Below are 26,161 nucleotides of genomic sequence, written 5' to 3' on the forward strand. Positions count from 1 at the left end.
GACAAACGCGCCGCCCCGGCCAACGTTGCCGTTCGCCTTGCGGGAAACTGCCGTTTACCGAACGGAAACCATCTTTCTCCGCCCTCCGCCTTCTGCTATCAGCGCGGCCATGACCACGCCGATCAAGAATATCCGCAATTTTTCCATCGTCGCCCATATCGACCATGGCAAATCCACGCTCGCCGACCGCCTCATCCAGATGACGGGCGGGCTCGATCTGCGCGAGATGAAGGAACAGGTCCTCGACTCGATGGATATCGAGCGCGAGCGCGGCATCACCATCAAGGCGCAGACCGTGCGCCTCAATTATAAGGCGCAGGACGGCGAGAACTACGTCCTCAACCTTATCGACACGCCCGGCCACGTCGACTTCGCCTATGAAGTCTCGCGCTCGATGGCCGCCGTCGAAGGTTCGCTGCTTGTGGTCGACGCCTCCCAGGGCGTCGAGGCGCAGACCCTCGCCAATGTCTATCACGCTCTCGACGCCAATCACGAGATCGTCCCGGTCCTCAACAAGGTCGATCTCCCCGCCGCCGATATCCCGCGCGTCAAGACGCAGATCGAGGATGTCATCGGCATCGACGCGTCCGATGCGCTCGAAATCTCCGCCAAGACCGGCGTCGGCATCGACACCGTGCTCGAAGCCATCGTCACGCGCCTGCCCGCCCCCAAGGGCGATATCGATGCGCCATTGAAGGCGCTGCTGGTCGATTCTTGGTACGATACCTATCTCGGCGTCGTCGTGCTCGTCCGCATCATGGATGGCGTGATGAAGAAGGGCCAGCGCATCCGCATGATGGCCTCGGGCGCCGTCTATGAGCTCGATCGCGTCGCCGTGCAGACGCCAAAGCTCGTCGAGGTCAAGGAGCTGACCCCCGGCGAATTGGGCGTGTTCACCGCCTCGATCAAGGAAGTCGCCGATACCAATGTCGGCGATACCATCACCGATGATAGGAAGCCCACCGCCGAGGCACTGCCCGACTTCCGTCCGGCCCAGCCGGTCGTCTTCTGCGGCCTCTTCCCCGTCGATGCGTCGGACTTCGACGAACTGCGTGCCGCCATGGGCAAGCTGCGTCTGAATGACGCCAGCTTCTCCTTCGAAATGGAAACTTCAGCCGCGCTCGGCTTCGGCTTCCGTTGCGGCTTTTTGGGGCTATTGCACCTCGAAATCATCCAGGAGCGTCTCTCCCGCGAGTTCGATCTCGATCTCATCGCCACCGCTCCCTCGGTGGTCTACGAGGTCCAGATGACCAATGGCGAAGAGATCATGCTGCACAATCCGGCCGATTTGCCGGATGTGATGAAGATCGAGGAAATCCGCGAGCCCTGGATCAAGGCGACGATTTTGACGCCCGACGAATATCTCGGCGCGATCCTGAAACTCTGCCAGGACCGCCGCGGCATTCAGAACAATCTTAGCTATGTCGGCAATCGCGCCATGGTCGAATACGACCTGCCGCTCAATGAAGTGGTCTTCGATTTCTACGATCGACTCAAATCGATCTCAAAGGGCTATGCGAGCTTCGATTATCACCTCGATACCCATCGCGAGGGCGATCTGGTGAAACTCTCGATCCTCGTCAATGCCGAGCCGGTCGATGCCCTCTCGATGCTGGTGCATAGGTCGGTCGCCGAATCCCGCGGCCGCCTAATGTGCGAAAAGCTCAAGGAGCTGATCCCGCCCCATCTCTTCGTCATCCCGATCCAGGCCGCCATCGGCGGCAAGATCATCGCCCGCGAAACCGTCCGCGCCATGCGCAAGGACGTCACGGCAAAATGCTACGGCGGCGACGCGACGCGTAAGCGCAAACTCTTGGACAAGCAGAAAAAAGGCAAGGCCAAGATGCGGCAATATGGGAACGTCAACATTCCGCAGGAAGCGTTCATCAAGGCGCTGAAAATGGGTGACGAATAGGCTACATTTAGCTTTCACACTGACGAAGCAAGCAGGGCGGCGCTCAAGCGTCGCCCTGCTTGCTTCGACCCATTAGGCCATTACAGTCTTCAGCGTCCTGTTCTCGTGCGTGAAGAAATCACCGACGGTGAAGTCCCTATTGTTGAGTTCTTTCGCGATCATTGATGTTGCGATGATGATTTGGTGCTCAGTGCCAACACGTCTCGAATACTCCGCAAGCAGCAGCTGGAAATTTCGGCTACGGTCTGGTTCCATGCCTTTGTCCTCAATAGTATCCATAATGAGCAGGCGCGGGTGATTGAAATTAGAGTCAATAGCTGCAGCAAAGAGGAACGAGGCTAGAAAACTATTCTTGAGATAAACCATGGAACTTGCGGAAAAGAAGCTATCGCCGTTTACCGCGATGCGATCTCCATCAAATTCGAACGAAACGTCAGTTGCATTGAGGAACGTGCTCTGTCTTGACAGGTCACGTTTCAAAAATTCAATCACTAACCGTTCGATACGCAATCTAGCCGCTGCGACCTGGGCAGCGCTTCTCGCTTGTTCCGCTTGAATTATACCGCCGAGCTGATCAAGTTCAGATTGCAGATCATCTCGTCTCTTCGTCAGCAGAGTTAGTTGTTCTACTACCCCATGCTTTAAAGCGAGATCTTCAAGCTGGCGTACCAGATATCCAGCCCTTCGGCTAAGCGACCGAAGCTTGGCGCGAAGTTCGGTGGTCGGCGATTTGACGGCCACCCTGTAGTGACGTTCAGCTTGTTCCCATGCGGACTTTAAGGCAGCCATCTCCAAACGGAGCGCTTCCAATTCTTCAGTTCTTTGCGTCTGTAGTTGCTGGGATTCTTCTCTCTGACGAGAATATTCATTTATTAACTTCAGAGATCTAGAACGCAAATCCTCGTAACGGAAGGGTGTCTTACAAAGCGTACATGCGCCGCTGTGCTCATGCTTTTCGATCGGAGCTAAACAGGAAGGACAAACCTCAAACTCGATCTCCTTCATCTGTTCAATAACGGTATCAGATTGTTCGAGTTGAGATAATTTATCTTCCAAAGCAGCTAGAAACATGGCCGAATCGGCGCGATTAAGCGATACGCGGTCTATGCGTTCTTGCACCCCCGCCAATTTTTTCTGAAGCTCAACAACTCGTTCATAGGTCTCCTCTTGATCATTGAGGGTCAGCCTATCCTCGAACTGGGCGTGAAAAATATCAGCTTCCAATGCGTCTATTTGGGCATTCGTTTCTTTAAGCTCGTTCGTATATAACGCTTCCTCGCTCGCCAACCATTCAAGCGTCAAAGGGTGGCCATCATAAGAATTTGACCTAATAAGCGACTTAATACTTGCGGCAACTTCCTTGAATTCGCTATTGGCTGCAGCAGAGCGTAGTCTGGCTTGGTAGAATTTCGAACTGAACGCCCCACACAGCAAGTCACCAACAGTCTGACGAGTTATAGCGTCGTCGAATCTCTGAAAACGAAAAATTTTCTCTACAGGGCTCAATTGATCCGCATACAATAGCCGCAAGATTTGGTTCATCGTTATTTTTGTATCGGTCTCGCCGTATTGAACCTCTGGAAGTCCAATCAATCGAAACAATACCTGCGAGAAGCTTTCCTTGCTGCCTCGGCCGTAGGGATATGTCTCCCAACCATCCGTTGAGCTAAGTAGCGCGTCTTCAACATCGCCCATGAAGATGCGCATTGGTCGGCTGCCCTGTTCAGAGATATCCCGAGAGAGCGTCGCTGGTCTGTCGTTGAGCAGTACACCGAGGGTAACAGTTTCGCATTTCAGCGCGGCCTCCCGCCAGCTCGAGAGGTCGCCGCCCAGACCGTAGAAAAGGAAGTCCATTACAGTAGACTTCCCTGAGCTGTTTTCCCCGCGGATTATGTTAAGCCCGCTATGGAAGTGCTCGTCGAACACCCTCTGGCCGCGCGAATGAACTACCATCCGTGTTACTTGGAGGTTCGGTTTATACAGTGTCATATCGAAACTCCTCTAGGCCAGACCGCGATTTGAGCCCTCCGATGCCCTTCAGGGGTAACTTCAAAATGCTGGTGATGAAGGTGTATAACTCGGGCCTATCTGCAAGCTCTCGGTCGACAGCTGCGGAGAGTTTTTCGGGCAAGCGTTTCTGAGTCCGTTGGAGTGCGCCAAGGGCTAAACGGTCTCTATCGACCAGCCCCTTAGAGGCAAGTGAACTCATTGCTGCGAGTTGTGAGGGGCGCATTCTCCTAAATATAAGGCTAGGTTCCGGGGCGACCTGATAGGCCGAAGGAGTGTTTTTCCGCTTTGCAGCATTTGCAGCCTTAAGCTGTCCCGAGATTTCTCTAGCTGCCTTGAAGTTGCCCACCAACCAAGGGTAACAAATATAAAAATCAACTATTCGAGCCGCTTCAATGTCTAAAATTGTTTCCTGTTCTAGTGACAGCATCACAAGAATTCGAAACACTGCATGATATGGGTCGTACGCAGCCACATACGTCACTGACATCATTTGTGCCACCTAACAAAACATTTGTCAGCGAGCCAATAAACCATTCCCCTTATATGGGTCCTGTTTATTGTGAAATGATCGGAGCCCTCGTCGATTTCATTGATAATCACGCCAATTATATCTTGGTTCACAATATCCTCAATCTCTGAGTATTGCAAACAATCGCATTGTGGTATTATCTTTGATTCAAATACATCATGTATTATAGACAGAACGTAGGCAAATATTTCTTGTGCACTTGAGAAATTCTCAAATTTCAATAGAAGTTTTACAAATTCTTCTTTTTTCTCAATGGCGCTGTTAAACTCGGAAGATCGTCCTACTTTTTCAAGTTTATTTTTCAAGCCAACGATGTCGTAAATATCTCTAGCGTCAATGTAGAATTTCAAATTTTCTACAAACTCGCCAGTTCTATCGTTCTCCGCAATTTGCTGAGAAAGCTTGCCGAGTAGACGCGATAATTGTGTTGATTTTCTCTCGTAGACAATATTATTCGTCGTAATATTGTTTTGGTCGCGTCCGATTTGATCGCGACCAACAGACGATTTTGATTGGTCGGTGCCTAACATTAGCGACGCGCGTCGCGGCCAACCTGATCACGGCCAACAGTTGATCTAGACTGATTGGCATAATTGGCATTCGTGCCTTGGCGAAGTTTGGTCACGGTTATAGTGACGCCACACCCGAATATAAACCCAAGTATCCCCGTAATGATCTCTGAATATTCCGCCCAAAGTTCTGCCATAGTTTCCCCCATAGCGGACGTATCACAAATTTCACGTCGATAGTAAAGCGAACAGCGTGGACCATGATGCGTCTCAAGACGTTTATATAAAAGATTAAACATCTCAGAAACCCGCCTTCGTCGAATCGAAACAACTAATCCCCGCCCCTGCATCCCGCCTTACCCTCTCTTGTCCGGCACATCGCCGAAAGACAGGAGACTTCGATGCCCCTCGCGTCGTTCAACCAGACAATCAGCCGCGCCCTCGCCATGCGCCACGAGGCGCTCTGGCTACGCTTTCATTCGCTCCATAAAGACATCTGCGCCATTGCTGCCAAAAAGCCCGACGCGCTGGTGGGCGAAAGCGAGCGGATCGTCGCCGAAGGGCTGATCCACGATATGCGGCCGTTTCTCTCAAAACCCATCAAGCCGCTGCCGGCTGCGGCGCTGCATTTTGCCGGGCTTGCCGTGCAGCTCGGGCAGTTCATGGCGCGGTTGGAGGATTTTGAAAATCGCCATGCCCATTGGGACGGCAAGCGGTTTTGCCGGGTGTGGCGCATCACGGGGGAGGGTGTGGGCGTGCCCGTCGGGCGGTTGCGCCAGGAGGTCAAACAATATGAACTCCAGACCCATGACGGCAAGAATATGCGCGAGCTTCTGGCCAAGCGCCTCGAACAGCGCAATCGCCACATTTTCGAGATGGGGTTTAAGGCGGGGCTAGCCGCGCGCATCGGACCGCCGCTGCCCCCGGCCAACCCTGACGCATAAAACTTATCCCCGCTTTGGCAGGCGCAGCTATAGTTGAGCCATCACCTCGCGCGGGCAGACTGCATGCGAACTGAGCGGGGTGAGCCGGTCGCGGTCCCTTCGCATGGATTGCGGGTTCGGGCATCGGCCGCCTCGCGACGAGCGATCAAAGAGGCGCTGTGGATGCTGTCCTAAAACGCCGGTTTCCCGCGGTGGCTTTTGCCCCGTATTGACTACCCTGAGGGGGCAAATGCCACCGCGGGACTGCCTGACTTCCCAAAAAACACCCGCGTGGCCGAAACCGGCCCCGCGGGCGCTTTTGCACGTCAAACGGCTGCCGTCGTCGGCAACGCGAGCCCAGCTGCAGGATCGGCGAGCACGACGATCGGCGCGCCTGGGCGGACGCGTTCGTAAAGATCGATGATGTCTTGGTAGAGCAGCCGCACACAGCCAGACGACACCGCCTTGCCGATCGAATGCACATCCATATTGCCATGCACGCGATAAAGCGTGTCGGTATTGCCCTGATGAATATAGAGCGCGCGCGGCCCCAGCGCATTATCGAGCCCCGGCGGCTGGCCATGGCGATACTTTTCGATTTCCGGCTGGCGCTCGATCATCTCGCTCGGCGGCGTCCAGGTCGGCCACTTGCGCTTATAAGCAATATGCGCGCGCCCGTTCCACTCGAACCCCGCCCGCCCGATGCCGACGCCATAGCGCATGGCCCGACCATTCGGTTCGGTCCAATAAAGGAACCGGTTGGCCGTATCGACCACCACGGTGCCCTCGGCCTCCCCGGTCGTGTTCTCCACCTCCTGCCGCCAATAGATCGGATCGAGCAGATGGATCGGCGCCGCGGGAATGGGAAAATCTTCATCCGGCAGCGGGCCGTACATGGCCAGCACCTCGGGCGGCACCACCCGCATCGGCGGCTCGGCAGTCGCCACGGTCGGGCGGGTCGAACCGGTCGTCGAACAGCCGGCCAGCGCCAGTGCGGCAAGGCTGGCGAACCCGGCCAGCATGGTGCGGCGCGACGGCGTCGCGCTCAAAGAAAGTTCAGTCATAATAATCCTCGGCCTCACGCGGAGGCGCTAAAACAGAGCAGAAGGAGCGTCGTGTTTCAGGCGAGGATCTTTATCGGCGGGCGGAGGAAAATGCTGCCTTCCCAAGTTGCCAGTACCTTGGCGAGGAAAACCGCGGTTTCCTCTTTTTCCGAGACGGCGGGCAACACTGGCGCGGTTGGCGCAATGGCAAGATGCGAGCCACACGGCATGATGATGCCCTGGCCAAGATCGATCTCGCCGCGCTGCACCTGCACCGTCACCCGGATCGGCTGGTTTGCCGCATCGACATGGTTGAGCACCACGATCGGGGTCGCCACATAGCGATGCGCATGACCCGTCGTCATTCCCGCCGTGGCGGAAAAGGCGAGTAGAATCGCGATGAGAAGGGCAAGACGCTGCATGTCCAGCCGGTGCTGGGGCTCAAATGCGGCAAGAAGGGGGCAGAGGTGGATCTAGCTTGCCGATCCCGGCGGTTGCCACGCCATCAATTCGCGACCGTGTGCTTTTAGCCACGCTCGCCCCCGCTCCATATCGGGCAAAGTGCGCTTCACCGTCGCCCAGAAGGCATCGGAATGGTTCATCTCGACGAGATGGGCGACTTCGTGAGCCGCGACATAATCGAGGACAAAGGGCGGCGCGAGGATCAGGCGCCAATTGTAATTGATGGAGCCGGTCGAGGAGCAGGATCCCCAGCGGCTCGATTGGCTGCGCAATTTAATGTCCTTGACCGTGACCTCGAGACGAGCGGCATGAAAGGCGCTGCGCTCGGTCAAATCGGCGAGAGCCTCGCCCTTCAACCAATCAAACAGCCGCCGCGGCTGGTGCTCGACAAGACCTGGCACCCGCAATTCCGGCAGATCGAGCAACTCCACCCGCTCAACCCGGCCGCGCGATTGGCCCGTGCCGACGACGAGATGGGGTACCCCACGCACGGGCACTTCGGCGCCAGCTTCCAGTGTCTGCCGCTTGGCCGCGCGGGGAAGCCGTGCGGCAAGCCAATTGCGGTGCTTGAGAAGAAACGCTTCGGCATCGGCCCAGCGCGCGCGTTCGGGAATAGTAAGAAGTGGCCCCGTCGCCGGCAGCGACAGGCGAAAACTCGCGGCCCGCTTGCTGAGTTTGACCGCAACCTCGACCGGGCGTCCGTCGAGATCGACGGTGACGCTTTTGGGCGGTTTAGTAGCTTGGCGCAGGAATGAAAACATGGGGCCGCAGAATCAATTCAGGTCAGTTTAGTGCGGTTTGTTGGCAAAGTTGATCAAACTTATCCCCGTCCCCTTTCATCCGAACAAAAATGGCGCCCTTGGGGGGCGCCAGTTCACTTGGAGGTTTTCAGAAGGAAATGGGATCGGCTTTAGCCGTTATTGTTGTCCCAGCTATTGGCCGGCGGGGTGTTGTCGCCATAGCCCTGGCGATTGCCGCGGTGCTCGCTCATGAAGCGGTCAAACTCTTCACGATCCTTGGCCTTGCGCAGGTTCGCCATATAGTCTTGGAACGCATCGACTTCGGCATCGAGGCGAGCGCGTTCTTCGTCGAGACGACGAAGCTGGTCGGCGCGGTAGTCGTCGAAGGCGGCATTGCCCGAGGTCGAATAGTCACGGCCAAAGCCGGAAAAATGCTTCTTGTTCGAGCGCATAAAGCCGCATCCCTTGTTCCAGTAAGTTTGTGCCTTTTCGGCGGAGCCGCCGAACTTTTCACCCCAGAGGATGTAGCCCAACACCGCCAAGCCCAAGGGCCAGAAGATGATGAAGCCCATAACCATAAGGGCGATGGTCAGTGGCGACCATTGCGGTTTGATGATTGCTGTGTTCATGTCGTTTCAGTCTCCCAGTCACGATGCGCATAACGTGGCCCTCCCTGGGTCAGGATCAAGAATGTGCCTATGGGATTTCTAGGCTTGAAATGACGTTTTTCTCTTCCTATGCGGCGCATAGTCGTTCCGGTTCAGCATGAGCCCATTTGCCGTTTCGCCCAGCGAAGACATCTCCCATTGGCGCCCATTGCGCCTGCAGACTCTCGTGCTTTTGCGCTGGTTGGCAGTCGCCGGTCAGACCATCGGCGTCTTATTCGTGCAAATGGGGCTCGGCTTTCCGCTGCCGCTTTGGCAGTGCCTCTTGCTGATCGCACTCTCGGCAGCGCTCAATGTCGGGCTCTATTTTCGCTATGGCGCCAAGGGCGAACTCTCGCCGACTTTTGCCGCGATCCAGCTTGCTTTCGACCTTTGCCAGTTGGGTGGCCTCTTGGCGCTGACCGGCGGCCTTCTCAATCCGTTTTCGCTGCTGCTGCTCGCGCCGGTTTCGGTGTCGGCGACGACGCTACCGCCGCGCGAGACGCTGTTTATCTCCGTCCTTGCGGCCATGGTCGCCTCGCTCATCGCCATTATGCACATGCCGCTTCCGTGGTTGCCCGGCGAAGTGCTGGAGTTCAACCGCATCTATGTGATCGGCATCTGGGTCTCGATTGTCTGCGGCATTGCCTTCATTGCCGCCTATACGATCCGCGTGGCGCATGAATCGCGTCTAATCGCCGATGCTCTGGCCGCGACGGAACTGGCGCTGTCGCATCGCGAGCAGTTGACCGCACTTGATGGGCTCGCTGCAGCCGCAGCGCACGAATTGGGCACGCCGCTCTCCACCATCGCCCTGGCGGCAAAGGAAATGCGCGCCGAAGCCGAGGAAGGCAGCGCACTGGCCGAAGACGTGGAGCTGATCATCTCGCAGGCGGCGCGGTGTCGGGCCATTCTCTCAAAGCTGCGCAATCTTGGCAGTGATCCGGCAGACCCCTTCGCCGAAGCGCCGCTGATGGATATCTTGGCCGAAGTGTCGCGGCCACATGAGGGGCGCGGCAAGGCGATCCTCTTTTATTCCGAGCGCGCCGTGGGCGAACCGCCGGTGTTTCCGCGCTCGGTGGGCCTCCTCTATGGCCTTGGCAACCTCATCGAAAATGCCAGCGATTTTGCCAAGGAGACGGTTCGCATCGATACAGCCTGGGACCAATCGAGCATCAGCGTCACCATCACCGACGATGGTCCCGGCTTTGCTCCCGAATTGATCGCCCGGCTCGGCGAGCCGTACCTGACCAGCCGCCCGCGCGATCCGCATGGTTCCGACTCGCACCAGCCGGGTGGCTTAGGGCTGGGTATCTTTATCGCCAAGACCCTCCTCGAGCGCACCGGGGCGCGGCTAAGCTTTGCCAATGAAAAGGCGACTGGCCATGCGCGGGTCCATGTAACATGGCCGCGTCAAACCGTCTGATACGATCCAAAGCTTGGGTTTTGACGTAACACTAGCAACCCCGTATGGAATTGGTCATGAACACGCTCGAAGACATGTTGGCCGCCGATCCAAGCCTGTTGCTCGTCGATGACGACACGGCCTTTCTTTCCCGCCTCGAACGCGCCATGGACCGGCGCGGCTTTTCCGTACGCATCGCCAGCACGGTTGCCGATGGCATCGCGGCGGTGAACGAACAGCCGCCGGCTTTTGCTGTGGTGGATTTGCGGCTTGAGGACGGCAACGGGCTCGACGTGGTTTCGGCGCTGCATCAGAAGCGTCCCGATGCGCGCGCAGTGGTTTTGACCGGCTATGGCAATATCGCGACGGCCGTTACGGCCGTGAAACTTGGGGCGATGGATTATCTCTCCAAGCCCGCCGACGCCGACGATGTCATCAATGCGCTCCTGGCAACCGGCGAAGATAAGCCCGAGCCGCCGGAAAATCCGATGTCGGCCGACCGGGTGCGCTGGGAACATATTCAGCGCGTTTATGAGCTTTGCGATCGCAACGTCTCTGAAACAGCGCGACGGCTCAATATGCATCGGCGCACGCTGCAGCGAATTCTCGCCAAGCGCGCGCCCCGCTAGTTCAATTTAAGCGTCGAGCAGATTGGTAAAACCGGCATAGATCATGCGTCGGCCATCGAACGGCATTTCCATGGCGCCCATTTCCGGGTCGCTCATCATCTTCTGCTGAACGGCGTCGCGCGTTGCCTTGTCAGGATATTCGATCCAGGAGAACACGACGACTTCATCGTCCTTGGCGTGGACGGCGGTGTAAAAATCGTTGAGTTCACCCTTAGGCACGTCGTCTCCCCAGTTTTCAGTAACCCGCGTTGCGCCCCACTGCTTGAACAGCACGGCAGCAGCCTTGGCGTGGGTGATGTACTTTTCCTTATTGGCCTTGGGCACGGCGGCGACAAATCCATCGACATAGGTCATTCGGTCTCTCCTCTTGGGTCCATATTCGACTGAGCGCCAGACGCTGAACCAGCGCCTGTCGCCATCGCGACGAACGAGACTACCACGGTTCGACACCGCGGATATTCAAACCGGTTTCGGCTGCAACCGTCCTGCCATGGCGAAGGTAAGGATGAGAAGCGGGATGAGCATGGCAAAGGCCAGGCGCACGCCCACGCCCTGTGCGACCGCCCCAATAAGAGCGGGGGCACCGAGATTGACGAGCTGGAAAATCAGCGTCGTCGCCGCGACGTTCTGCGACGCCGGACGATCCCCAAGGCGCGCTGCAGCCGAGAGCATGAGCGGATAGAGCACGCAAATGCCGATGCCGACGGCGAGGAAACCGAAGAGCGCGATATAGGCATTGGGCGCCAGCACCGTCAGCGCCATGCCCGCGATCGCGACAGAGGACAGCGTCCGCGCAACACCGACGGGGCCGAATCGATCGATGAACCGGTCGGCAACCAGACGCCCGGCAGCCATGGCGACAAGCAGGGCCGGCAGCGCGAGGGATTCGACAAAGGCTGGGACGTCAAAACTGTCGCGAAGATAGATGATCGACCAGGCGCGCGAGGCGCCTTCGGTGAGACCCGCGCCAAGGCCGAAAGCTACCAGCCCCAGCGTGGCCAAGGTCGGTAGAGCCAGCTTCTTGGCCTTCTCGCCCGTATAGGCGCGGGGCGGCATCGGCACCATGGGCACGACGACAAAGAGCAGCAGCGCCAGGAGTAGGGGCACCATGCTCCAGAGATGGATTTCGGGGGAAACGCCGAGACCACGCAGAGCCGCGCCCAGAAGCGAGGTGAACAAGAACCCGACGCTCCAGGCGCCGTGGCAGGTGTTCATCACGCGCTGGTCCGTTCCTGCCTCGACGCGATCGGCTTCGACATTCATCGCGATATTACTGAGCGAAAAGCCGGTGCCGTTGATGGCGAGCAGGGTGAAAAGAGCGAAGGGGGTCAGCAACACCGTCGAGAGCGCCGCCGTTATGATGACGATCGGCAGGACTGCGAGAATAGTCCGGCGCGGCCCGAAGCGTTCGATGATGGCGCTCGAAAAGAGGAACATGGCGAGGCCACCAAGTGGTTGGCCCATGAGGACGAGCCCGAGTTGGCCCTCGGAAATGTTCATCGCCTCCTGCAGATCCGGAATGCGCGTATGGATAGCGCCGGCGGCCAAGGCATGGGTGAAGAACAGCGCGACGATGCGCCAGCGGGTGCAGTTCATTTCCATCCGATCAGCGCGGACCAGGATCCAGCAACACGTGGATGCGGTCGGCGCCGAGCCTGGCGAGTTTGAGCATCAGGGCCTTGCGGCGCGCCGGAGCGAGCGGGGTTTCGGGACTATCGCGGAGGATCGCGCCATCGTGCCCATCGGCAACGATCAGCCCTTCGCTCTCGGGAAAGATTTCGCTATCGAGCTCGGGTGGCTTGGCGAAGAAGAACTTGTCGGAAAACTCCCGGTATTCGGGCCATTTCCGATCGACCTGAAAGTCAATCAGGCTCGACTTGATCTCGATGATCCAGATCTCTCCCTTGGGGCCCACCGCCAAAACGTCGGCGCGGCGGCCGTTGCTGAGCGGCACTTCGGCATAGCAGGCCATGTCGTGCCGCTCGCGCAGCATGCGCATGACGCCGCGCTGAACACGCAGGGCGGTTGCCGATTGCCGGAGATCGACAATCGGCGGCAGGTCGCTGTGCTGCCCGTCCTCAGCCATTGGGCCCGAGGGGCTCGGGCGGCATGCCATGCGGCGCGTCGACCTTTCTCGTGCCGAGCGCAAAGCTCGAGGCCCAAAGACCAGCAAGCAGCAGCGGCAGGCAGATCAGGTAAGACATGCGGATGCCGAGATATTCGGCGACGAAGCCGAGCAGCGGCGGAGCGAGGAAGAAGACGACGAAGCTCACCTGGCCGATGGCCGCGACGTTGACGGCAGCCGGACGATCGGTGCGCTGCGCGGCGGCGGAAACGGCCAGCGGATAAACCGCCGAGCAACCGGCGCCCATCAGAGCAAAGCCGAGCAAAGCCAGTTCCGGCGATGGCGCGGTGCCGACGAGCAAAGCGCCGCCGCTGGCTGCGGTCAGCATGACCATGGCGACATTGCGCGGGCCAAAGCGGGCGACGATCGGATCGGCAGAGAGGCGCATCGCGGCCATGAAGAAGGCAAAGAGGGCAAGGCCCATGCCGCCGACAAAAGGCTCAACCGCGAAGACGTTCCGCATATAGATCGCCGACCAATCGATCCCGGCGCCTTCGACGAGGAAAGCGGCAAAGCCGATGAGGCAAAGCGGCAAAAGACCCCAATTGGGGAAGGCGAAGCGATGACCGGCATCGCCTTCGGCATGCACAGGTTTGGGCGCTTCGGTGGCGCTGAAGAGGAGATAGCCACCGACGAGAAGCACGATCAAGGCAACGATACCCTGATGCCAGGCGGCGCTGATACCGGACTGACGGATCATGGCGCCAAAGAGGGCCGTGACGAAGAAGCCGACGCTCCAGAAGCCGTGGGCGCGGTTCATGAAGCGCTTGCCGGTCTGCATTTCTAGCCGGTCGATCTCGACATTGAGATTGATTTCGAGCGCCCCGGCCAGAAGGCCGGCAAAGAACAGGACGGCGAACATGGCTGGAGCCACGGGTAGCCATGGAATGGTGGCAAAGAGCACGGCGGGACCGAGGACGGTCAGCAGCGCCGTCTTCCGGAAGCCGAGGCGTTCGATATAGGGCGGGCCGACGGTCAGCGAAATCAGCGAACCGATGGACATGCCGATCATGGTGAGACCGAGCTGGCCCTCAGAGATCTGTAGATGTGTCTGGATATCGGGCAGGCGCGCCATCAGTGCGCCGGTTGTGACCGCGAAGAGAAAGAAGCTCGCATAGATGCGATGCTGGGCCTGGATCATCATGGCGTAACCTCATGAGCGAGCGGCTTCCGGCCCAATGTGGGGGCCGTGAAGAAGCCAAGAAGCACAAGGGGAATACCGACGCCGAAAACCCACTGAATGCCGAAGTGCTCAGCGATATAGCCCAGAAGCGGCGGGCCTAACAGGAAGGCGGTGAAAGAAAACTGCGCGAGCGCAGCCACATTGACCGAAGCGGGGCGATCAGTCTGCTGCGCGGCCGCCGACATGGCGAGCGGGAACAGCGCGCTCGACCCGACGCCGATCAGCGCAAAGCCGAGGTAAGCGACCCAGGCGGCGCCGGCAAAGAAGGCCAGCAGCACGCCAATGCCGAGAAGGGTCAACAGCACGCGGGCCACCACGACCGGGCTGAACCGTTCGACGAAACTATCGGCAAAGAAGCGGGCAACGCCCTGCGAGCCGGCAACAGTGGCCACGGCAAGGCCGGCGAAGAAGGGCTCGGCGTCAAAGAGATTGCGCATATAGATCGCCGACCAGTCGATCCCGGCGCCTTCCATGAGCATGGCGGAAAGACAGACGCCGACAAGCGCCATGATCGGCAGGGTCGGGCGGGCAAAGCGGGGCGGCTCTTCGTCGCTGCCGCCGGCGCGGTGGGGCGCGGGTTGGAAGCGGCCGAGCAGCAGAAGTGTTGCGAGGATAACCACGGGGATCATCAGCATCAGGTGGTAATGCACCTCAAGGCCAGCTTGGGCGATGAAGGATCCAACAATGCCTGCGGCGAAAAAGCCCAGCGACCAGAAGGCGTGGGCGCGGCTCATGATGCGCCGGCCGATGGCGTGCTCGACGCGATCGGCCTCGACATTGATGATGATCTCGATGGCCCCGATGGTGAGACCGACAGGCACGAGAAGCAAGAAGAAGGCCAGCGGGGTCTGCGCCCAGCTTGCAAGCGCGTAAAGGGCGGACAACAGCGGAATAGCGAACAGCAGGACGCGGCGATAACCGATGCGTTCGACGAAGTGGCCTGCAAAGGTCAGCGAGATCAGCGTGCCGCAAGCAGATCCGATCAGCGCCAGGCCAAGAGCGCCCTCACCGACCTGCATCGCCTCCTGAATATCGGGCAGGCGCGGGAAGATGCTGCCCATGCAGAAGGAATAAACAAAAAACGCCCCGAAGACCTTGATCTGGGGCGGCAAATCGATGCCGAATCGCATGATGGAAAATGCTCGAAAGATCAGACAGCGCGACGCTAGGCGATTTCGGCTTTGAGTGAAATAGGGCCGAAAGGCTTTATTGCAACGTTTGCATTGGCTGTCCGCTACCGGATGGTTGGAAGAGCTCATCGCGTTTGATCGAGATGCCTTCCCGCACATGGCGCATGACTTCAAGCCGGCGGAATGGGCCGCCCATACGGCCAGATTGGCCGGTCACCGGCAGCGTCGAAACGCGGTTGCGGCGGTCTGGGCCGAAATAGCCCGCAGCCTCATAGAACACGACGTGCCGACCCACCTGCCGTTCAAGCCTAGCACGCAATGCCGCTTCGGTTTGCGGAAGAGCAATGACATCGTCAAAGCCGAGATTGATGCAGCCAATGGTGGCTTCGACCGACAAATCTTCAGCACAGTAGACCATCGGCGAAAACCGTACGGCAGGATTAGCCGAAAAGCGAATATCGCGCGCCACTTGCCGCAGCTCGGCGATATTGGGTACGCCGGAAAACAGGAAATAACAGAGGGGCGTCTCGTCAGCCTGTTGCTCGACCTGACTGAGGCCGCGATAGCTTGAGACGCCGGTAAAGCCGAGGTCCGTCGCCGTGCCGAAAAGAGAGGACCAAGTCTTGTCTTGTGGTCCGACGATATAGGCATAAGCCTTCATCAGAACTGCCCCCCGCGTGTTTACGGAGCGAACGTTAAAGCGGAGTGGATAACGACTGGATAACAGACGCCAAAGTATTTGGCCTTATCTAGTATTTGTAAGTCAGATGCTGATGGGTCTAAGCCGAACAAAACAAAGGCCGCCCAGAGGGCGGCCGTGTAATGGGGTTTGGAAGCAACGGCGCGTCAGTCCTGGGCAAGACAGACGGTGGTGGTGCCGCGATTGCGGAAACCGAGAGCAGTCGCTGCAGCCTTGGAAAGATCGATGATGCGCTTGCCATGGAATGGACCGCGGTCGTTGATGACGACTTCGATCGACTTACCACTGTTTTGATCGGTGACTTGCACTTTCGTGCCGAAGGGAAGGGAACGATGTGCCGCCGTCATGGCGTTCTCGTTAAATACATCTCCCGATGCTGCCCGCTTGCCGTTGAAGCCGGGGCCGTACCAGGAAGCGCCACCACATTGTGCGTAAGCTGCCGAAGTTGAGAGTGCGAGGGCAGCCGCCGCTGCGGCGACGAGAACGGCTTTTCTTACCAATGGTCCATGCTCACTGAAGTTTTCGATGGACTGGTGAATAATGTGGCGGAGCGGCCTGATTGTGGGCGCTTTGCGATCACGGGGTTAATTGTTGCCTTGATGCCGCAGATTGGCGGCAGGGAACTGTTAACCATTAGCCCAGACTTGGCGGATTCTTAGAAACTGAATCTCAAGACTCGCCAAATCGTCGCGTATGAGCCGCTGATCGGTAAGATTTGGGAAACCACATTGTTCATTGTGGCCTGAGTGCAACGGTTCCGCAGAAGATAAGAAAAAACCCGGATTTGCTGACTTTTGGCCTGTGAATAACGCGGAAATCTCCATTTGTGGCATTCCGAGCCGCGAATGTGGCAGGATTTCCCGCGCGATTGCGGCCAAGAAAAAGGGCGATGGAAGCTCCATCGCCCAGGTCAGTCAGGGAGAAGACAGGTGCCAGCGCTCAGGAGCGCGGCTGTGGCACAATGCGCAGATAGGGCTTCAGTTCCTTCCAGCCCTCGGGATACTTGGTCTTGGCGACTGCGTTGGTCACGGCCGGGACGATAATGACGTCCTCCCCGTTCTTCCAGTTCACGGGCGTTGCCACCTGGTGCTTGGCCGTCAGTTGCAGGCTGTCGATGACGCGGATGACCTCGTCGAAGTTGCGGCCCGTCGAGGCCGGATATTCGATCTTGAGCTTCACTTTCTTGTCGGGGCCAATCACGAAGACTGAGCGGACAGTCAGCGTGTTGTCGGCGTTCGGGTGGATCATGTCATAGAGACGCGCGACCTTGCCTTCGGTATCGGCGAGGAGCGGGAAGTTGAGCGAAGCGCCTTGGGTCTCTTCGATATCCTTGGCCCAGCCGCCGTGATCTTCGAGCTTGTCGACGGAAAGGCCCAGCACCTTTACGCCACGCTTCTCAAATTCCGGCTTGAGCTTGGCGGTGTAGCCAAGTTCAGTGGTGCAGACCGGGGTAAAATTCTTGGGGTGGCTGAAAAGCACAGCCCAGGACCCTTCGATATAATCGTGGAAGTGAATGGTGCCCTCGGTGGATTCGAGGGTGAAATCGGGGGCGGTATCGCCAATCAGAATTGCCATCGTTCTCTTCCTTCGCCGGTTGGCGCAGCCGTATCGTTCGATGAAGAATATCGTACTGTCGGCCAGCGCTTGAAGGGGTGTCAGATGGAATTCTTTTGTGCATTGACCGGTTATGACGCGACGACATTCCAACGTGGTACCAGGCGCTGAGGACGCACCAATTTGGAACAGGCGCGGCATTCAAGTGGATTATTGAGCGAACCGATCCGGTGCTGAGGCGTTTGCCTAGTGTTGCTCAATTGAAATTTCACGTTTAGCGCATTTGGAGAACCAAGATGAAATCCTCCCTCATTGCTATGACTGCCGCTCTCGCCCTCAGCATTGGTGGCAGCGCTGCCCTCTTCGCGCAGGAGGCTGTAGAAGCCCCAACCACCCTCAATGACTGCCTTGTGCAGGAAGGCGCAGGTGCAACAGCGCCAGGCGATTCCCTTGCGACTGAAACCAATGCTGATAGCAACGATTCTCAGGACGCGACCGACAACCCACCGGCTCAGGGTCTTGCCCCAGCCGTTGGTGATGAGGTCACGTGCCCAGGCACGGACGATAGCGCCGAGTAATAAAAAGGCCCGCTTCGGCGGGCCTTCTTTTTTTCTACTGCACCATAACCGAGCCTGAGACGGCGCCACCTGTCGGCGCGCCGTTTTTCCAGGTCACATCGAGCCCATTAAGCGGCACGACGGAAAGACTCATCTTGCCCGAGCCCTGCTGGATCTGCCGCGCATGGGCGAGATAGATCAGCGAATTGTTGGCTGGGTCGTAAATGCGGGTAACGCGCAAGGATTTCCAGATCAGCGACCGCGCCTGCTGGAAGATCTCCTGGCTGCCGCTGGTCTTAATATCCCCAACGGTGATCGGTCCAACCGCCGAGCAATCGAGTGCGGAATAAGACGGGTCTTCGAACCAGTTGCCCTGGCTGATCCGGTCGATGAAGGAGCGGTTGAAGAAGGCCAAGTGGCACACAACGCCCTCTACGTCTGGATCGGCCACAGCTTCGACCGAAATGTCATTGCCTGTCCAATCGACGCCGACACTGCCCACTTCATCGCGATTGCCACAGGCGGCAAGGGCGAGAACGGCAACCGAAACCATGGCGATGCGCGCAAAAATCTTCATAAGGGTCCTCCAAGACCCCAAAGACATGGGGCGCAACCGAACGCGTGACAAGACTAATCGTTCAGTACGCCCTACTCGCTCGCCTAGACGCGATCGACATGGCCGAGACTGCGCTCGGGATCGATCCTGTCGCGCACCATCTGCTTGAGCACGCGGATATCCGGAAAGCCGCCATCGCGCTTGCGTTCCCAAACAAGCTCTTCGCCAAAACTGATCTCGAAAATGCCACCCGTACCGGGGACGAGGGTGACGGAGCCCAATTCAAGCGAAAATGTCGAGAGCAGTTCCTGCGCCATCCAGGCGGAGCGCAGCATCCAGTTACACTGCGTGCAATAGGTGATCGAGATCGCCAGCTTCGGCGCATCAGTTGTCATGCGTCCCCGCTCCGACATTGTTGAGTTGCGCCCCCAGGCTTAGACGGCCAGCACTGGGATCAAAGCAGCTTTTCGATATCGCCGGCAATATCGGCAGGTTCTGTCGTTGGCGCATAGCGCTCGACCACGGCGCCCGAGCGATCGATAAGGAACTTGGTGAAATTCCATTTGATCGCCTCACTACCCAAAATGCCGGGCGCGGATTCCTTGAGCCATTTGTAGAGCGGATGCGCTTCGTCGCCATTGACGTCGATGCGCGAAAATATCGGAAAGGTCACGCCGTAATTGACCTCGCAGAAGCTGGCGATTTCTTCATTGGTGCCCGGCTCCTGGCCCGCAAACTGATTGCAGGGAAAACCGAGGACGACCAGGCCGCGCCCACCAAACTGCTTATAGAGTGCTTCGAGCCCCGCATATTGCGGGGTTAGTCCACACTGGCTCGCGACATTGACGATAAGAACGACCTTGCCGTCGAAATCGGCCAGTGGCTGAGCGGCGCCCGAGAGCAGCGGCAGGGTGAAATCGGCAAGGGTCGTCATGGTTTGGTCCTGGAGAAGGTAACGCTGAGAAAAAGGCCCCAACGAGGGGCCTTCTTTTAGTTTCCGAACAGCAGATCCATCAAGGTGCGCTGGGAGCGCTCGTTCTGATAGGCGGGCTCCTGGCCACCAACTGGCGCAGGTGGCGCGAATTGGTCGACCGGTTGCACCTGCTGGCCCTGGATCTGCTGCGGCTGATTATTGGCCGCCGGCGCGCTGGGCACCCAGACCTGCTGACCCGTCGCCGGATCAACGACCAGCACCATGGGGAGCCCGGTCTGCGGATCGATAGGCGCAGAATTGTCCACCGGCGCGGCGCCGAACCCATTGGGTTGCGTTGTCTGCAAGGGGAGGCCGGTAACCGGATCGATCTGATTGCCCTGCGCATCATATTGCGGCTGCGTCGCTTCGACCGGAAGGCCGGTGGCTGGGTCAGTCATCGTGCCGGTCTGGATCGGCGGGTTCATCGTTGCCGCGCCGTCATTGAGCGTCAATGCCGGATTAGGCTGACCAGTCGCTGGATCGATCGCCACAACCTGCCCGGTTGCGGGGTCGGTCATGGTCTGCACGGGCTGGCCCGTGCCGCCATCGACATATTGAACCTGTGGCTGCCCCGTCGTGGGGTCGATCACCGGCTGGCCTGTAGCCGGGTCAATCACCTGTTGGGCAACCATCTGGCCCTGATAGGAGCCGCCGGGAATAGCCTGTGGCGAGCGGCCGGCATGCGCTTTGGTCATATATTCGGACCAGATCTGCGCCGGCACATTGCCGCCGGAGAGCGTCGTCTTGGTGTCGTTGTCATTGCCAAGCCAAACGCCGGTGACCATGGCGGAGGTGTAGCCGACAAAGAGTGCGTCGCGAGCGTTTTGGCTGGTGCCGGTCTTGCCGCCGAATTCCCAACCGCCGAGATTGGCGCCGCGACCGGTGCCCACTTCGACCGCCGTCTCAAGCATGTCGTTCATTTCGCCGAGCACGTTTGGATCGACAACTCGTCCAGGACCCGCGTCTGAAGCCTCATAGAGCACCGTGCCATCCTTGCCGGTGATCTTGGTGATCACATTGGGGATGACGCCCATGCCGCCATTGGCAAAGGGTGCATAAGCCGAGGTGAGCTCGAGAAGGTTCACTTCCTGCGTGCCGAGGGCAATCGACGGCACCGGGGTCATGGGCGAGGAAATGCCCATGCGCGTTGCAACCTCGATCACCTTTTCAGGCGTCACGTCGATGGCGAGGCGCCCGGCAATGGTGTTGAGCGAATAGGCCAGACCCTGCCGCAACGTCACCGTGCCGGCATATTTGCCCGAGGCATTGCGGGGGCTCCAGCCATTATATTCGAACTGGGCGTCCTCGGCCAAGGTGTCGGGCGTATAGCCCTTTTCCATGGCCGCCATATAAACGAATGGCTTGAAGGTCGAACCGGGCTGGCGCTTGGCGGTAACCGCACGATTGTACTGGCTCGCCTGATAATCGACGCCGCCCACCATGGCGCGCACGGTCCCGTCGACATCCATGGAGACGAGTGCGCCCTGGCTGAAGCCACGCTTCTTGCCCTCGTTAGCGACAGCCTCCTTGACGATGAACTCGGCGTCCTTTTGCATCTTCCAGTCGATGGTGGTCTGCACCACGACGTCATCCTTGATGTCCCCGATATAGGACGTCATCAGGCTTTCGACCCAGTCGGCCACGTAAGATTCCGAACCGGCGACAACGGTACGCACGGTTTCCTGGCTGGAGTCGATCTGCGCGGCATCCGCTTCTTCGCGGGTAATATAGCCTTCTTGCGCCATCAGGTTGAGAACGATGCGCTGGCGCTCGATGGCGCGCTGCGGATTGGCCTTTGGATTATAGGCCGATGGTGCGGGCAAAATGCCGACAAGCATTGCGGCTTGGCCGAGCGATAGATTGCGCGCGGAAACGCCGAAATAGGTCTGCGCTGCGGCCTCGATGCCGGTGGCGCCGGCGCCGAAATAGACGCGGTTCATATAGAGTTCGAGAATTTCTTCCTTGGTGTAGTTCTGCTCGAGCCACACCGCGAGGATGGCTTCCTGCACCTTACGGCCAAGGGTCTGGTCCGGCGTCAGGAAGAGGTTTTTGGCGACCTGCTGGGTCAGGGTCGATGCGCCGCGGGTCACGCCGCGCGCTTCGATCGATTCAATCGCCACGGACAAAAGGCCGATCGGGTCGACGCCGAAATGGGTCATGAAGCGACGGTCTTCCGAAGCGATGAAGGCCGCCGGCACATAGGCTGGCAATTCGCGGAAGGTCACGGCCTCGCCGCCCGTCTGGCCACGGTTCGAAATCAGGCTGCCATCAGCCGCGAGAATTCGGATATTGGGCGGTCGGTCGGGAATAGCCCAACTCGTCGAAGACGGTAGCTGGGCGCCGTAATAAACGACGACCGCAATAACGGCGAGCCCGCCCCAAAGGCAGGCGACGAAACCCCACCACAAAAGCCCCATGAGAAAACCGCCACTGCGGGAGCGGCGCTTTTTGGGCTTGGCGGTTTCGGCCTTGCCGCGGCGCGGCTGCTTTTCGCCCCGGGGCGGCTTCTTGTTGCTCGGCGGCTTACCGCCGCCGCCGCCACCGATTGGGCCACCTGAACGTTCATCGTCGACAAAGCTGCCGACGGACTGCCCGAGGCTCGGTTCGACCCGAGCACCCTTCTTGGTCTGCGCTTGGGGCTTGGCCGTTCTTTTGGGCTGGGCACCAACACGGTCATCGGCCGAAATGCGGAAGTCCATCGAGCAAACCTAATCCAGGGGGTCTGATGCCGCTTCTACCCTGTTCGCCCCAGGAGGGAAACAAAAGGTAAGTGAGCGGTTAAAGTCAGGCGGTGCGCTTCATGCCAATATGCCTGACGCGTCCTTCTTTCGGACAGCACCCGTTCTCTGCAGTAAATGTGGCCGGTTTATGTGAGAAAGCACAGTCCTGAAGCAAGTGTGTCCGGTTCGACACATCGATCACTTTGCAGTGGCAGCAGCTTTCGGCGGGAACAGGATCACTGCGTAACGAATTGGGAGAGCATTGTTAATTAAGGACTTTCTCATGCCAATGATTAAAACGCGCGACGGTACATCCCTTTACGCCAAGGATTGGGGCGAGGGGCGCCCGGTGATCCTGCTGCACGGTTGGCCGCTTTCGGCCGATAGCTGGGACGATGGCGCGCTCGTTCTCGCGGAAGCCGGCTATCGCGCCATTGCCTATGACCGCCGTGGCTTTGGCCGCTCGGAGCAACCCTATTCGGGCTATGAGTATGACACTCTGGCCGACGACCTTGCCGATGTCATTCAAGCCACTGGCGCCGAAGATGCGGCCTTGATCGGGTTCTCCATGGGCGGCGGAGAAGTCGCGCGCTACATGTCGCGTCATGGCGGCAAGGGTATCAGCCAGGCCGGACTTATCGCTTCGGTCGTGCCTTATATGCTCAAGACTGACGACAATCCCGATGGCACGCCGCAGGATACGTTCGACGAAATGACCAAGGGCATGAAGGAAGACCGGGCAAAGTTCTTCGCCCATTTCTTCAAGACCTTTTTCGGCATTTCGCTGATGGATCATCCCACCTCGGACGATGAAGCGCATCACGCCTGGGTCGTTGCGATGCAGGCGGGTCTCAAACCCACCCTCGATTGCGCCAAGGCCTTCGCAACGACGGACTTCCGCCCTGACCTTGCTTCTTTCCGCGTCCCGACGCTGATCGTACACGGCACGGCCGACAAGACCGTGCCGATCGATGCCTCGGCACGCGCGGCTGCGGCCGGCATCGCCGATGCGACGCTGATTGAATATGACGGCGCCCCACACGGCCTGTTTGCCACTCACAAGGATCAGTTGATGGCCGACATCAAGGACTTCCTCGCCCGCTAAACCGGCCTGGAAGCATGGCAATCTTTTCTTGCCGGCCCCGAAATGGCAGGGCAGAAAGCGCTATGCGCTTCTGCCTTGTCTTTTTCTTGTTTGTTTTCAGCGCCCTTTCGGCGCGAGCCGAAACAGCCCAGACCGCCTTTAGCGAGGCGATCGATCTCTTCGAGGCCGCATTACCCAATCTGCCGGCCGAGTTGGTCGGCGTCGATATCGCGACCTATCGCGATGCGCTCACTCTGCGGCAGTTCCGGTCCGCCTATTGGGGCGGGAGCATTTCGCTGGGCGTTGCGGAAGCCGGCGAGGGCGCCGAGCGCTCCTGCAAAGACTTCGCCGCCTTTGTACGACTGCCGCCGCAAGACGGCAAACTCGTCCTGACGCTCTGCCCGCAGTTTTCGACGCCCGGTGCCGATGCATTGCGGCGCCTGACGATCATCCATGAAATGGTGCATGTTGTGGCCGGGCCCGACGAATGCCGGGCCATGGCCTTCGCCGCCAGGGTTGAAGAGGCAGCGACCGGCACATTCACGCCGGTCGACCGCTATTGGGCCGCCAACAACTGCGCGGCAAGCGCTTTCAGCCTGCCGCGCTAATCCTTACCGCCAGCCAAGGCTCGGGGCGACATGGGTTAAAATGCTCTCGATCACATGAGCATTGTAGTCGACGCCAAGCTGGTTCGGCACCGTCAGCAGCAGTGTATCGGCTTCTGCGATGGCTTCGTCGCGTTTGAGTTCTTCGATCAACTTGTCGGGCTCGGCAGTATAGCCGCGACCGAACACGGCGCGCTTTTCCGGCTCGATATAGCCGAACTGGTCCTGCTCCGGACGGCCGGCGCCGAAATACATGCGGTCCTGATCGTTGACGAGCGCGAAGATCGACCGGCTGACTGAGACGCGGGGCTCACGGCTGTGTCCCGCTTCTTTCCAGGCGGCACGATAGGCGCGGATCTGTTCGGCCTGCTGGATGTGGAATGGCTTGCCGCTCTCGTCGAATTTGAGCGTCGAGGACTGCAAGTTCATGCCCATCTGCGCCGCCCAGATCGCGGTGGCGTCGCTGGCGGCGCCCCACCAGATACGTTCGCGCAGACCTTCCGAATGTGGCTCGAGCCGCAACATGCCCGGCGGATTGGGGAACATGGGCTGCGGATTGGGCTGTGCAAAGCCCTTGCCCTTTAGCACTTCCATAAAGACTTCGGCGTGCTGCCGCGCCATGTCCTGGTCGGTCTTGCCCTCTTCGGGCCCAAAACCAAAATAGCGCCAGCCGTCGATGACCTGCTCTGGCGAACCGCGCGAAATGCCAAGCTGCAGGCGGCCACCGGCGATCAGGTCGGCTGCACCAGCGTCTTCAGCCATATAGAGCGGATTTTCGTAGCGCATGTCGATCACGGCCGTGCCGAGCTCGATCTTCTTGGTTTTTGCGCCGGCTGCCGCAAGCAGCGGGAAGGGCGAGGCGAGTTGGCGGGCGAAATGGTGCACGCGGAAATAGGCGCCATCGGCTCCCAACTCTTCGGCAGCAACCGCCAAGTCGATGGATTGTAGCAACGCGTCACCGGCCGACCGCGTACCGGACTGCGGCGAAGGGCTCCAATGACCAAAGGACAAGAAACCAATCTTTTTCATGTGAGCCTCGCGTGAATACCTTGGCTCTTAGCTATGCGCTCGTGTGCCGAGATTAAAGCCAGGTTTCGCGAGACGGACTGGAAAGGATCACCGAACACTGGATTTGCGGTGCATTGAACCCATGGAGTCGAGAGGCGTTACAGAAGATAACGCCAAGGAGAACTATCATGGCCAACACTACCCAGACATCGCGTGGCCGCAGCCAGGATCGCGCCAAGGTTGCCGGAAACCAGGATCATGAAGTCCGCTACGAAGCGGACAAGACCGGTAAGAGCAAGGACGCGGTAAAGTCAGCGGTGAAATCTGCCGGCAATTCGCGCAAGGCGGTCGAGAAAGAACTCAAGCACTAGGGCCGCTTTGCCTTCTGCTTCTTCGTGATGCCGCGATAGACTGCGGTCCGCAGTTCGCTGGCGTAATACTCATAATGCGGCATGCCGCTCTGCTGCGCGATCTGTAATTCGGCCTCGATGTCATAAGGCACGCGCACGAAGCTCAGCGACCAACCTGCGGCGGTATCTTGGCCGACGTCGATGATGCAGTAGCAAGCCAGAGGCACATCCAGCGAATTGCCAACGCTCCCTGCATTAAAGAGCGTGTGGCCTTCGAAGCTGACCATGTAGGGCGTGTGAATATCGCCATAGCCGACCAGTACCGGCGGCGTGCCGTGTCCGGTAAAGTCGGTATTGGCAAACATCTGACGATGGACCTCGCGCGAGGCAGTCTCATAGACCCGGTTGAAAGGGCTTACCTGACTGGCGTGGTAAAACCGCGCCGGGTGTCCACCGAACATATAATCCACGCTTCCTGGCAGATTGGCCAGATAGTGATTTCGCTCCGGTCCGAGCTGGCTCTGGTGCCATAGCGTCGCGGGAGTTGCCTTTCGGCCGCTCGCGACGTCAGCATCCCAATTGCCTTGAACGACCACCTCACAGACCTGCCGGCAGCGATCAACGACTTCGGCGGACCGCGGCCCCTTGCCGACCAGATCGCCAAGATTGAAAATGCGGGTTATGCCACGCGCTTCGATATCGGCAAGAACCGCTTCGAGGGCGGTGAGATTGCCGTGGACGTCGGACATGATGGCGATGCGTTCGGGCGATCCGACCATGTCAATTCCCGCCTTAGCAAAGAAAAGG

Annotated in this window: 29 protein-coding genes; 8 read left to right on the forward strand and 21 right to left on the reverse strand. The window is 58.8% G+C overall.

The window, feature by feature from the left end; translation table 11 throughout:
- The first annotated feature begins 109 nt into the window (after nucleotides 1-109).
- Nucleotides 110-1,915, forward strand: coding sequence for a translation elongation factor 4 (lepA, locus tag ASE94_RS00505; protein ID WP_061908921.1), 1,806 nt, complete (start codon nucleotides 110-112; stop codon nucleotides 1,913-1,915).
- Nucleotides 1,916-1,987: 72 nt separating this feature from the next.
- On the opposite strand, the gene ASE94_RS00510 is transcribed toward lepA, so the two are convergent.
- The 3 genes from ASE94_RS00510 to ASE94_RS00520 are packed head-to-tail and all read right to left on the reverse strand — an operon-like array spanning nucleotide 1,988 to nucleotide 4,984.
- Nucleotides 1,988-3,904, reverse strand: a complete 1,917-nt coding sequence (locus ASE94_RS00510; RefSeq protein WP_156351723.1) for an ATP-binding protein — start codon at nucleotides 3,902-3,904, stop codon at nucleotides 1,988-1,990.
- A complete protein-coding gene (locus ASE94_RS00515; protein ID WP_062628759.1) occupies nucleotides 3,891-4,415 on the reverse strand; it encodes an ABC-three component system middle component 5 in 525 nt (174 codons plus the stop codon). The genes ASE94_RS00510 and ASE94_RS00515 overlap by 14 nt, the downstream gene beginning before the upstream one ends.
- On the reverse strand, nucleotides 4,412-4,984 hold the full coding sequence (locus ASE94_RS00520) for an ABC-three component system protein (protein ID WP_062628760.1): 573 nt from the start codon (nucleotides 4,982-4,984) through the stop codon (nucleotides 4,412-4,414). Before ASE94_RS00520 ends, ASE94_RS00515 begins: the two co-directional genes overlap by 4 nt.
- A 380-nt stretch (nucleotides 4,985-5,364) precedes the next feature.
- On the opposite strand from ASE94_RS00520, the gene ASE94_RS00525 reads away from it, so the two are divergent.
- Nucleotides 5,365-5,907, forward strand: coding sequence for a hypothetical protein (locus ASE94_RS00525; protein ID WP_062628761.1), 543 nt, complete (start codon nucleotides 5,365-5,367; stop codon nucleotides 5,905-5,907).
- A gap of 305 nt (nucleotides 5,908-6,212) precedes the next feature.
- On the opposite strand, the gene ASE94_RS00530 is transcribed toward ASE94_RS00525, so the two are convergent.
- The 4 genes from ASE94_RS00530 to ASE94_RS00545 form a co-directional block, all read right to left on the reverse strand.
- Nucleotides 6,213-6,950 carry a L,D-transpeptidase gene (locus ASE94_RS00530; RefSeq protein WP_062628762.1) on the reverse strand — a complete coding sequence of 246 codons (738 nt, stop codon included), beginning with the start codon at nucleotides 6,948-6,950 and terminating at the stop codon, nucleotides 6,213-6,215.
- Nucleotides 6,951-7,006: 56 nt separating this feature from the next.
- Nucleotides 7,007-7,351: a hypothetical protein gene (locus ASE94_RS00535; RefSeq protein WP_062628763.1), complete on the reverse strand. Its 345-nt coding sequence runs from the start codon at nucleotides 7,349-7,351 to the stop codon at nucleotides 7,007-7,009.
- Between the two features lie 51 nt (nucleotides 7,352-7,402).
- Entirely contained in the window at nucleotides 7,403-8,152 is a 750-nt protein-coding gene (locus ASE94_RS00540) for a SprT family zinc-dependent metalloprotease (RefSeq protein ID WP_062628764.1), read from the reverse strand.
- A 149-nt stretch (nucleotides 8,153-8,301) separates the two neighbouring features.
- A complete protein-coding gene (locus ASE94_RS00545) occupies nucleotides 8,302-8,760 on the reverse strand; it encodes a DUF2852 domain-containing protein (RefSeq protein ID WP_061908671.1) in 459 nt (152 codons plus the stop codon).
- Nucleotides 8,761-8,896: 136 nt separating this feature from the next.
- Between ASE94_RS00545 and ASE94_RS00550 the strand changes: the two genes are divergently transcribed.
- Both ASE94_RS00550 and ASE94_RS00555 read left to right on the forward strand, forming a co-directional pair.
- Nucleotides 8,897-10,201: an ActS/PrrB/RegB family redox-sensitive histidine kinase gene (locus ASE94_RS00550; RefSeq protein WP_062628765.1), complete on the forward strand. Its 1,305-nt coding sequence runs from the start codon at nucleotides 8,897-8,899 to the stop codon at nucleotides 10,199-10,201.
- A 56-nt stretch (nucleotides 10,202-10,257) separates the two neighbouring features.
- Nucleotides 10,258-10,809: an ActR/PrrA/RegA family redox response regulator transcription factor gene (locus ASE94_RS00555; protein ID WP_062628964.1), complete on the forward strand. Its 552-nt coding sequence runs from the start codon at nucleotides 10,258-10,260 to the stop codon at nucleotides 10,807-10,809.
- Nucleotides 10,810-10,815: 6 nt separating this feature from the next.
- On the opposite strand, the gene ASE94_RS00560 is transcribed toward ASE94_RS00555, so the two are convergent.
- The 8 genes from ASE94_RS00560 to ASE94_RS00595 all read right to left on the reverse strand — a co-directional run bounded on the left by ASE94_RS00560 (nucleotide 10,816) and on the right by ASE94_RS00595 (nucleotide 17,522).
- Nucleotides 10,816-11,163: a DUF1428 domain-containing protein gene (locus tag ASE94_RS00560; protein WP_062628766.1), complete on the reverse strand. Its 348-nt coding sequence runs from the start codon at nucleotides 11,161-11,163 to the stop codon at nucleotides 10,816-10,818.
- A gap of 105 nt (nucleotides 11,164-11,268) precedes the next feature.
- On the reverse strand, nucleotides 11,269-12,405 hold the full coding sequence (locus tag ASE94_RS00565) for an MFS transporter (RefSeq protein ID WP_162236020.1): 1,137 nt from the start codon (nucleotides 12,403-12,405) through the stop codon (nucleotides 11,269-11,271).
- Between the two features lie 10 nt (nucleotides 12,406-12,415).
- Nucleotides 12,416-12,895 carry an MmcB family DNA repair protein gene (locus ASE94_RS00570; protein WP_062628767.1) on the reverse strand — a complete coding sequence of 160 codons (480 nt, stop codon included), beginning with the start codon at nucleotides 12,893-12,895 and terminating at the stop codon, nucleotides 12,416-12,418.
- A complete protein-coding gene (locus tag ASE94_RS00575; protein WP_062628768.1) occupies nucleotides 12,888-14,078 on the reverse strand; it encodes an MFS transporter in 1,191 nt (396 codons plus the stop codon). The genes ASE94_RS00570 and ASE94_RS00575 overlap by 8 nt, the downstream gene beginning before the upstream one ends.
- Nucleotides 14,075-15,247 (reverse strand): MFS transporter, encoded by a 1,173-nt coding sequence (locus tag ASE94_RS00580; RefSeq protein WP_062628769.1) that lies wholly within the window; start codon nucleotides 15,245-15,247, stop codon nucleotides 14,075-14,077. The genes ASE94_RS00575 and ASE94_RS00580 overlap by 4 nt, the downstream gene beginning before the upstream one ends.
- 76 nt (nucleotides 15,248-15,323) lie before the next feature.
- Entirely contained in the window at nucleotides 15,324-15,908 is a 585-nt protein-coding gene (locus ASE94_RS00585) for a hypothetical protein (RefSeq protein ID WP_062628770.1), read from the reverse strand.
- A 185-nt stretch (nucleotides 15,909-16,093) separates the two neighbouring features.
- Nucleotides 16,094-16,447 (reverse strand): septal ring lytic transglycosylase RlpA family protein, encoded by a 354-nt coding sequence (locus ASE94_RS00590; RefSeq protein WP_061908678.1) that lies wholly within the window; start codon nucleotides 16,445-16,447, stop codon nucleotides 16,094-16,096.
- A gap of 439 nt (nucleotides 16,448-16,886) precedes the next feature.
- Nucleotides 16,887-17,522, reverse strand: a complete 636-nt coding sequence (locus ASE94_RS00595; protein WP_062628771.1) for a peroxiredoxin — start codon at nucleotides 17,520-17,522, stop codon at nucleotides 16,887-16,889.
- Nucleotides 17,523-17,797: 275 nt separating this feature from the next.
- Between ASE94_RS00595 and ASE94_RS00600 the strand changes: the two genes are divergently transcribed.
- Entirely contained in the window at nucleotides 17,798-18,079 is a 282-nt protein-coding gene (locus ASE94_RS00600) for a hypothetical protein (RefSeq protein WP_062628772.1), read from the forward strand.
- 34 nt (nucleotides 18,080-18,113) lie between these two features.
- Here ASE94_RS00600 and ASE94_RS00605 read toward each other — a convergent pair whose 3' ends face one another.
- The 4 genes from ASE94_RS00605 to ASE94_RS00620 form a co-directional block, all read right to left on the reverse strand.
- Nucleotides 18,114-18,635 carry a CreA family protein gene (locus tag ASE94_RS00605; protein ID WP_062628773.1) on the reverse strand — a complete coding sequence of 174 codons (522 nt, stop codon included), beginning with the start codon at nucleotides 18,633-18,635 and terminating at the stop codon, nucleotides 18,114-18,116.
- Between the two features lie 83 nt (nucleotides 18,636-18,718).
- Entirely contained in the window at nucleotides 18,719-19,009 is a 291-nt protein-coding gene (locus ASE94_RS00610; protein ID WP_062628774.1) for a SelT/SelW/SelH family protein, read from the reverse strand.
- Nucleotides 19,010-19,068: 59 nt separating this feature from the next.
- On the reverse strand, nucleotides 19,069-19,548 hold the full coding sequence (locus ASE94_RS00615; RefSeq protein WP_061908685.1) for a glutathione peroxidase: 480 nt from the start codon (nucleotides 19,546-19,548) through the stop codon (nucleotides 19,069-19,071).
- A gap of 56 nt (nucleotides 19,549-19,604) precedes the next feature.
- A complete protein-coding gene (locus tag ASE94_RS00620; protein WP_062628775.1) occupies nucleotides 19,605-22,286 on the reverse strand; it encodes a PBP1A family penicillin-binding protein in 2,682 nt (893 codons plus the stop codon).
- Between the two features lie 304 nt (nucleotides 22,287-22,590).
- On the opposite strand from ASE94_RS00620, the gene ASE94_RS00625 reads away from it, so the two are divergent.
- Together ASE94_RS00625 and ASE94_RS00630 are read left to right on the forward strand one after the other, a co-directional pair.
- Nucleotides 22,591-23,412, forward strand: coding sequence for an alpha/beta hydrolase (locus tag ASE94_RS00625; protein ID WP_062628776.1), 822 nt, complete (start codon nucleotides 22,591-22,593; stop codon nucleotides 23,410-23,412).
- An 86-nt stretch (nucleotides 23,413-23,498) separates the two neighbouring features.
- Nucleotides 23,499-23,999: a hypothetical protein gene (locus tag ASE94_RS00630; protein WP_156351725.1), complete on the forward strand. Its 501-nt coding sequence runs from the start codon at nucleotides 23,499-23,501 to the stop codon at nucleotides 23,997-23,999.
- 3 nt (nucleotides 24,000-24,002) lie between these two features.
- Here ASE94_RS00630 and ASE94_RS00635 read toward each other — a convergent pair whose 3' ends face one another.
- Complete coding sequence (locus ASE94_RS00635; RefSeq protein WP_061908693.1) at nucleotides 24,003-25,025, reverse strand: LLM class flavin-dependent oxidoreductase; 1,023 nt, start codon at nucleotides 25,023-25,025, stop codon at nucleotides 24,003-24,005.
- Nucleotides 25,026-25,192: 167 nt separating this feature from the next.
- Between ASE94_RS00635 and ASE94_RS00640 the strand changes: the two genes are divergently transcribed.
- The gene (locus ASE94_RS00640) at nucleotides 25,193-25,375 is read left to right on the forward strand and encodes a DUF3606 domain-containing protein (protein ID WP_062628778.1); all 183 of its coding nucleotides are present in this window, start codon (nucleotides 25,193-25,195) and stop codon (nucleotides 25,373-25,375) included.
- On the opposite strand, the gene ASE94_RS00645 is transcribed toward ASE94_RS00640, so the two are convergent.
- Entirely contained in the window at nucleotides 25,372-26,133 is a 762-nt protein-coding gene (locus tag ASE94_RS00645) for a metallophosphoesterase family protein (RefSeq protein ID WP_062628779.1), read from the reverse strand. The two genes, ASE94_RS00640 and ASE94_RS00645, sit on opposite strands and share 4 nt — an antisense overlap.
- Nucleotides 26,134-26,161: the final 28 nt, after the last annotated feature.

The sequence above is a fragment of the Devosia sp. Leaf64 genome (assembly GCF_001421945.1).
In the GTDB taxonomy this organism is placed as follows: domain Bacteria; phylum Pseudomonadota; class Alphaproteobacteria; order Rhizobiales; family Devosiaceae; genus Devosia.

What these genes read in the sequence shown, in the direction of transcription:
- ASE94_RS00605 (WP_062628773.1), bottom strand. Translation starts at nt 18,635, where the DNA reads ATGAAGATTTTTGCGCGCATCGCCATGGTTTCGGTTGCCGTTCTCGCC.
- ASE94_RS00560 (WP_062628766.1), bottom strand. Translation starts at nt 11,163, where the DNA reads ATGACCTATGTCGATGGATTTGTCGCCGCCGTGCCCAAGGCCAATAAG.
- ASE94_RS00550 (WP_062628765.1), top strand. Translation starts at nt 8,897, where the DNA reads ATGAGCCCATTTGCCGTTTCGCCCAGCGAAGACATCTCCCATTGGCGC.
- ASE94_RS00580 (WP_062628769.1), bottom strand. Translation starts at nt 15,247, where the DNA reads ATGCGATTCGGCATCGATTTGCCGCCCCAGATCAAGGTCTTCGGGGCG.
- ASE94_RS00600 (WP_062628772.1), top strand. Translation starts at nt 17,798, where the DNA reads ATGAAATCCTCCCTCATTGCTATGACTGCCGCTCTCGCCCTCAGCATT.
- ASE94_RS00595 (WP_062628771.1), bottom strand. Translation starts at nt 17,522, where the DNA reads ATGGCAATTCTGATTGGCGATACCGCCCCCGATTTCACCCTCGAATCC.
- ASE94_RS00620 (WP_062628775.1), bottom strand. Translation starts at nt 22,286, where the DNA reads ATGGACTTCCGCATTTCGGCCGATGACCGTGTTGGTGCCCAGCCCAAA.
- ASE94_RS00515 (WP_062628759.1), bottom strand. Translation starts at nt 4,415, where the DNA reads ATGATGTCAGTGACGTATGTGGCTGCGTACGACCCATATCATGCAGTG.
- ASE94_RS00540 (WP_062628764.1), bottom strand. Translation starts at nt 8,152, where the DNA reads ATGTTTTCATTCCTGCGCCAAGCTACTAAACCGCCCAAAAGCGTCACC.
- lepA (WP_061908921.1), top strand. Translation starts at nt 110, where the DNA reads ATGACCACGCCGATCAAGAATATCCGCAATTTTTCCATCGTCGCCCAT.
- ASE94_RS00570 (WP_062628767.1), bottom strand. Translation starts at nt 12,895, where the DNA reads ATGGCTGAGGACGGGCAGCACAGCGACCTGCCGCCGATTGTCGATCTC.
- ASE94_RS00635 (WP_061908693.1), bottom strand. Translation starts at nt 25,025, where the DNA reads ATGAAAAAGATTGGTTTCTTGTCCTTTGGTCATTGGAGCCCTTCGCCG.
- ASE94_RS00520 (WP_062628760.1), bottom strand. Translation starts at nt 4,984, where the DNA reads ATGTTAGGCACCGACCAATCAAAATCGTCTGTTGGTCGCGATCAAATC.
- ASE94_RS00525 (WP_062628761.1), top strand. Translation starts at nt 5,365, where the DNA reads ATGCCCCTCGCGTCGTTCAACCAGACAATCAGCCGCGCCCTCGCCATG.
- ASE94_RS00625 (WP_062628776.1), top strand. Translation starts at nt 22,591, where the DNA reads ATGCCAATGATTAAAACGCGCGACGGTACATCCCTTTACGCCAAGGAT.
- ASE94_RS00565 (WP_162236020.1), bottom strand. Translation starts at nt 12,405, where the DNA reads ATGAACTGCACCCGCTGGCGCATCGTCGCGCTGTTCTTCACCCATGCC.
- ASE94_RS00510 (WP_156351723.1), bottom strand. Translation starts at nt 3,904, where the DNA reads ATGACACTGTATAAACCGAACCTCCAAGTAACACGGATGGTAGTTCAT.
- ASE94_RS00545 (WP_061908671.1), bottom strand. Translation starts at nt 8,760, where the DNA reads ATGAACACAGCAATCATCAAACCGCAATGGTCGCCACTGACCATCGCC.
- ASE94_RS00610 (WP_062628774.1), bottom strand. Translation starts at nt 19,009, where the DNA reads ATGACAACTGATGCGCCGAAGCTGGCGATCTCGATCACCTATTGCACG.
- ASE94_RS00645 (WP_062628779.1), bottom strand. Translation starts at nt 26,133, where the DNA reads ATGGTCGGATCGCCCGAACGCATCGCCATCATGTCCGACGTCCACGGC.
- ASE94_RS00535 (WP_062628763.1), bottom strand. Translation starts at nt 7,351, where the DNA reads ATGCAGCGTCTTGCCCTTCTCATCGCGATTCTACTCGCCTTTTCCGCC.
- ASE94_RS00640 (WP_062628778.1), top strand. Translation starts at nt 25,193, where the DNA reads ATGGCCAACACTACCCAGACATCGCGTGGCCGCAGCCAGGATCGCGCC.
- ASE94_RS00555 (WP_062628964.1), top strand. Translation starts at nt 10,258, where the DNA reads ATGAACACGCTCGAAGACATGTTGGCCGCCGATCCAAGCCTGTTGCTC.
- ASE94_RS00615 (WP_061908685.1), bottom strand. Translation starts at nt 19,548, where the DNA reads ATGACGACCCTTGCCGATTTCACCCTGCCGCTGCTCTCGGGCGCCGCT.
- ASE94_RS00575 (WP_062628768.1), bottom strand. Translation starts at nt 14,078, where the DNA reads ATGATGATCCAGGCCCAGCATCGCATCTATGCGAGCTTCTTTCTCTTC.
- ASE94_RS00530 (WP_062628762.1), bottom strand. Translation starts at nt 6,950, where the DNA reads ATGACTGAACTTTCTTTGAGCGCGACGCCGTCGCGCCGCACCATGCTG.
- ASE94_RS00585 (WP_062628770.1), bottom strand. Translation starts at nt 15,908, where the DNA reads ATGAAGGCTTATGCCTATATCGTCGGACCACAAGACAAGACTTGGTCC.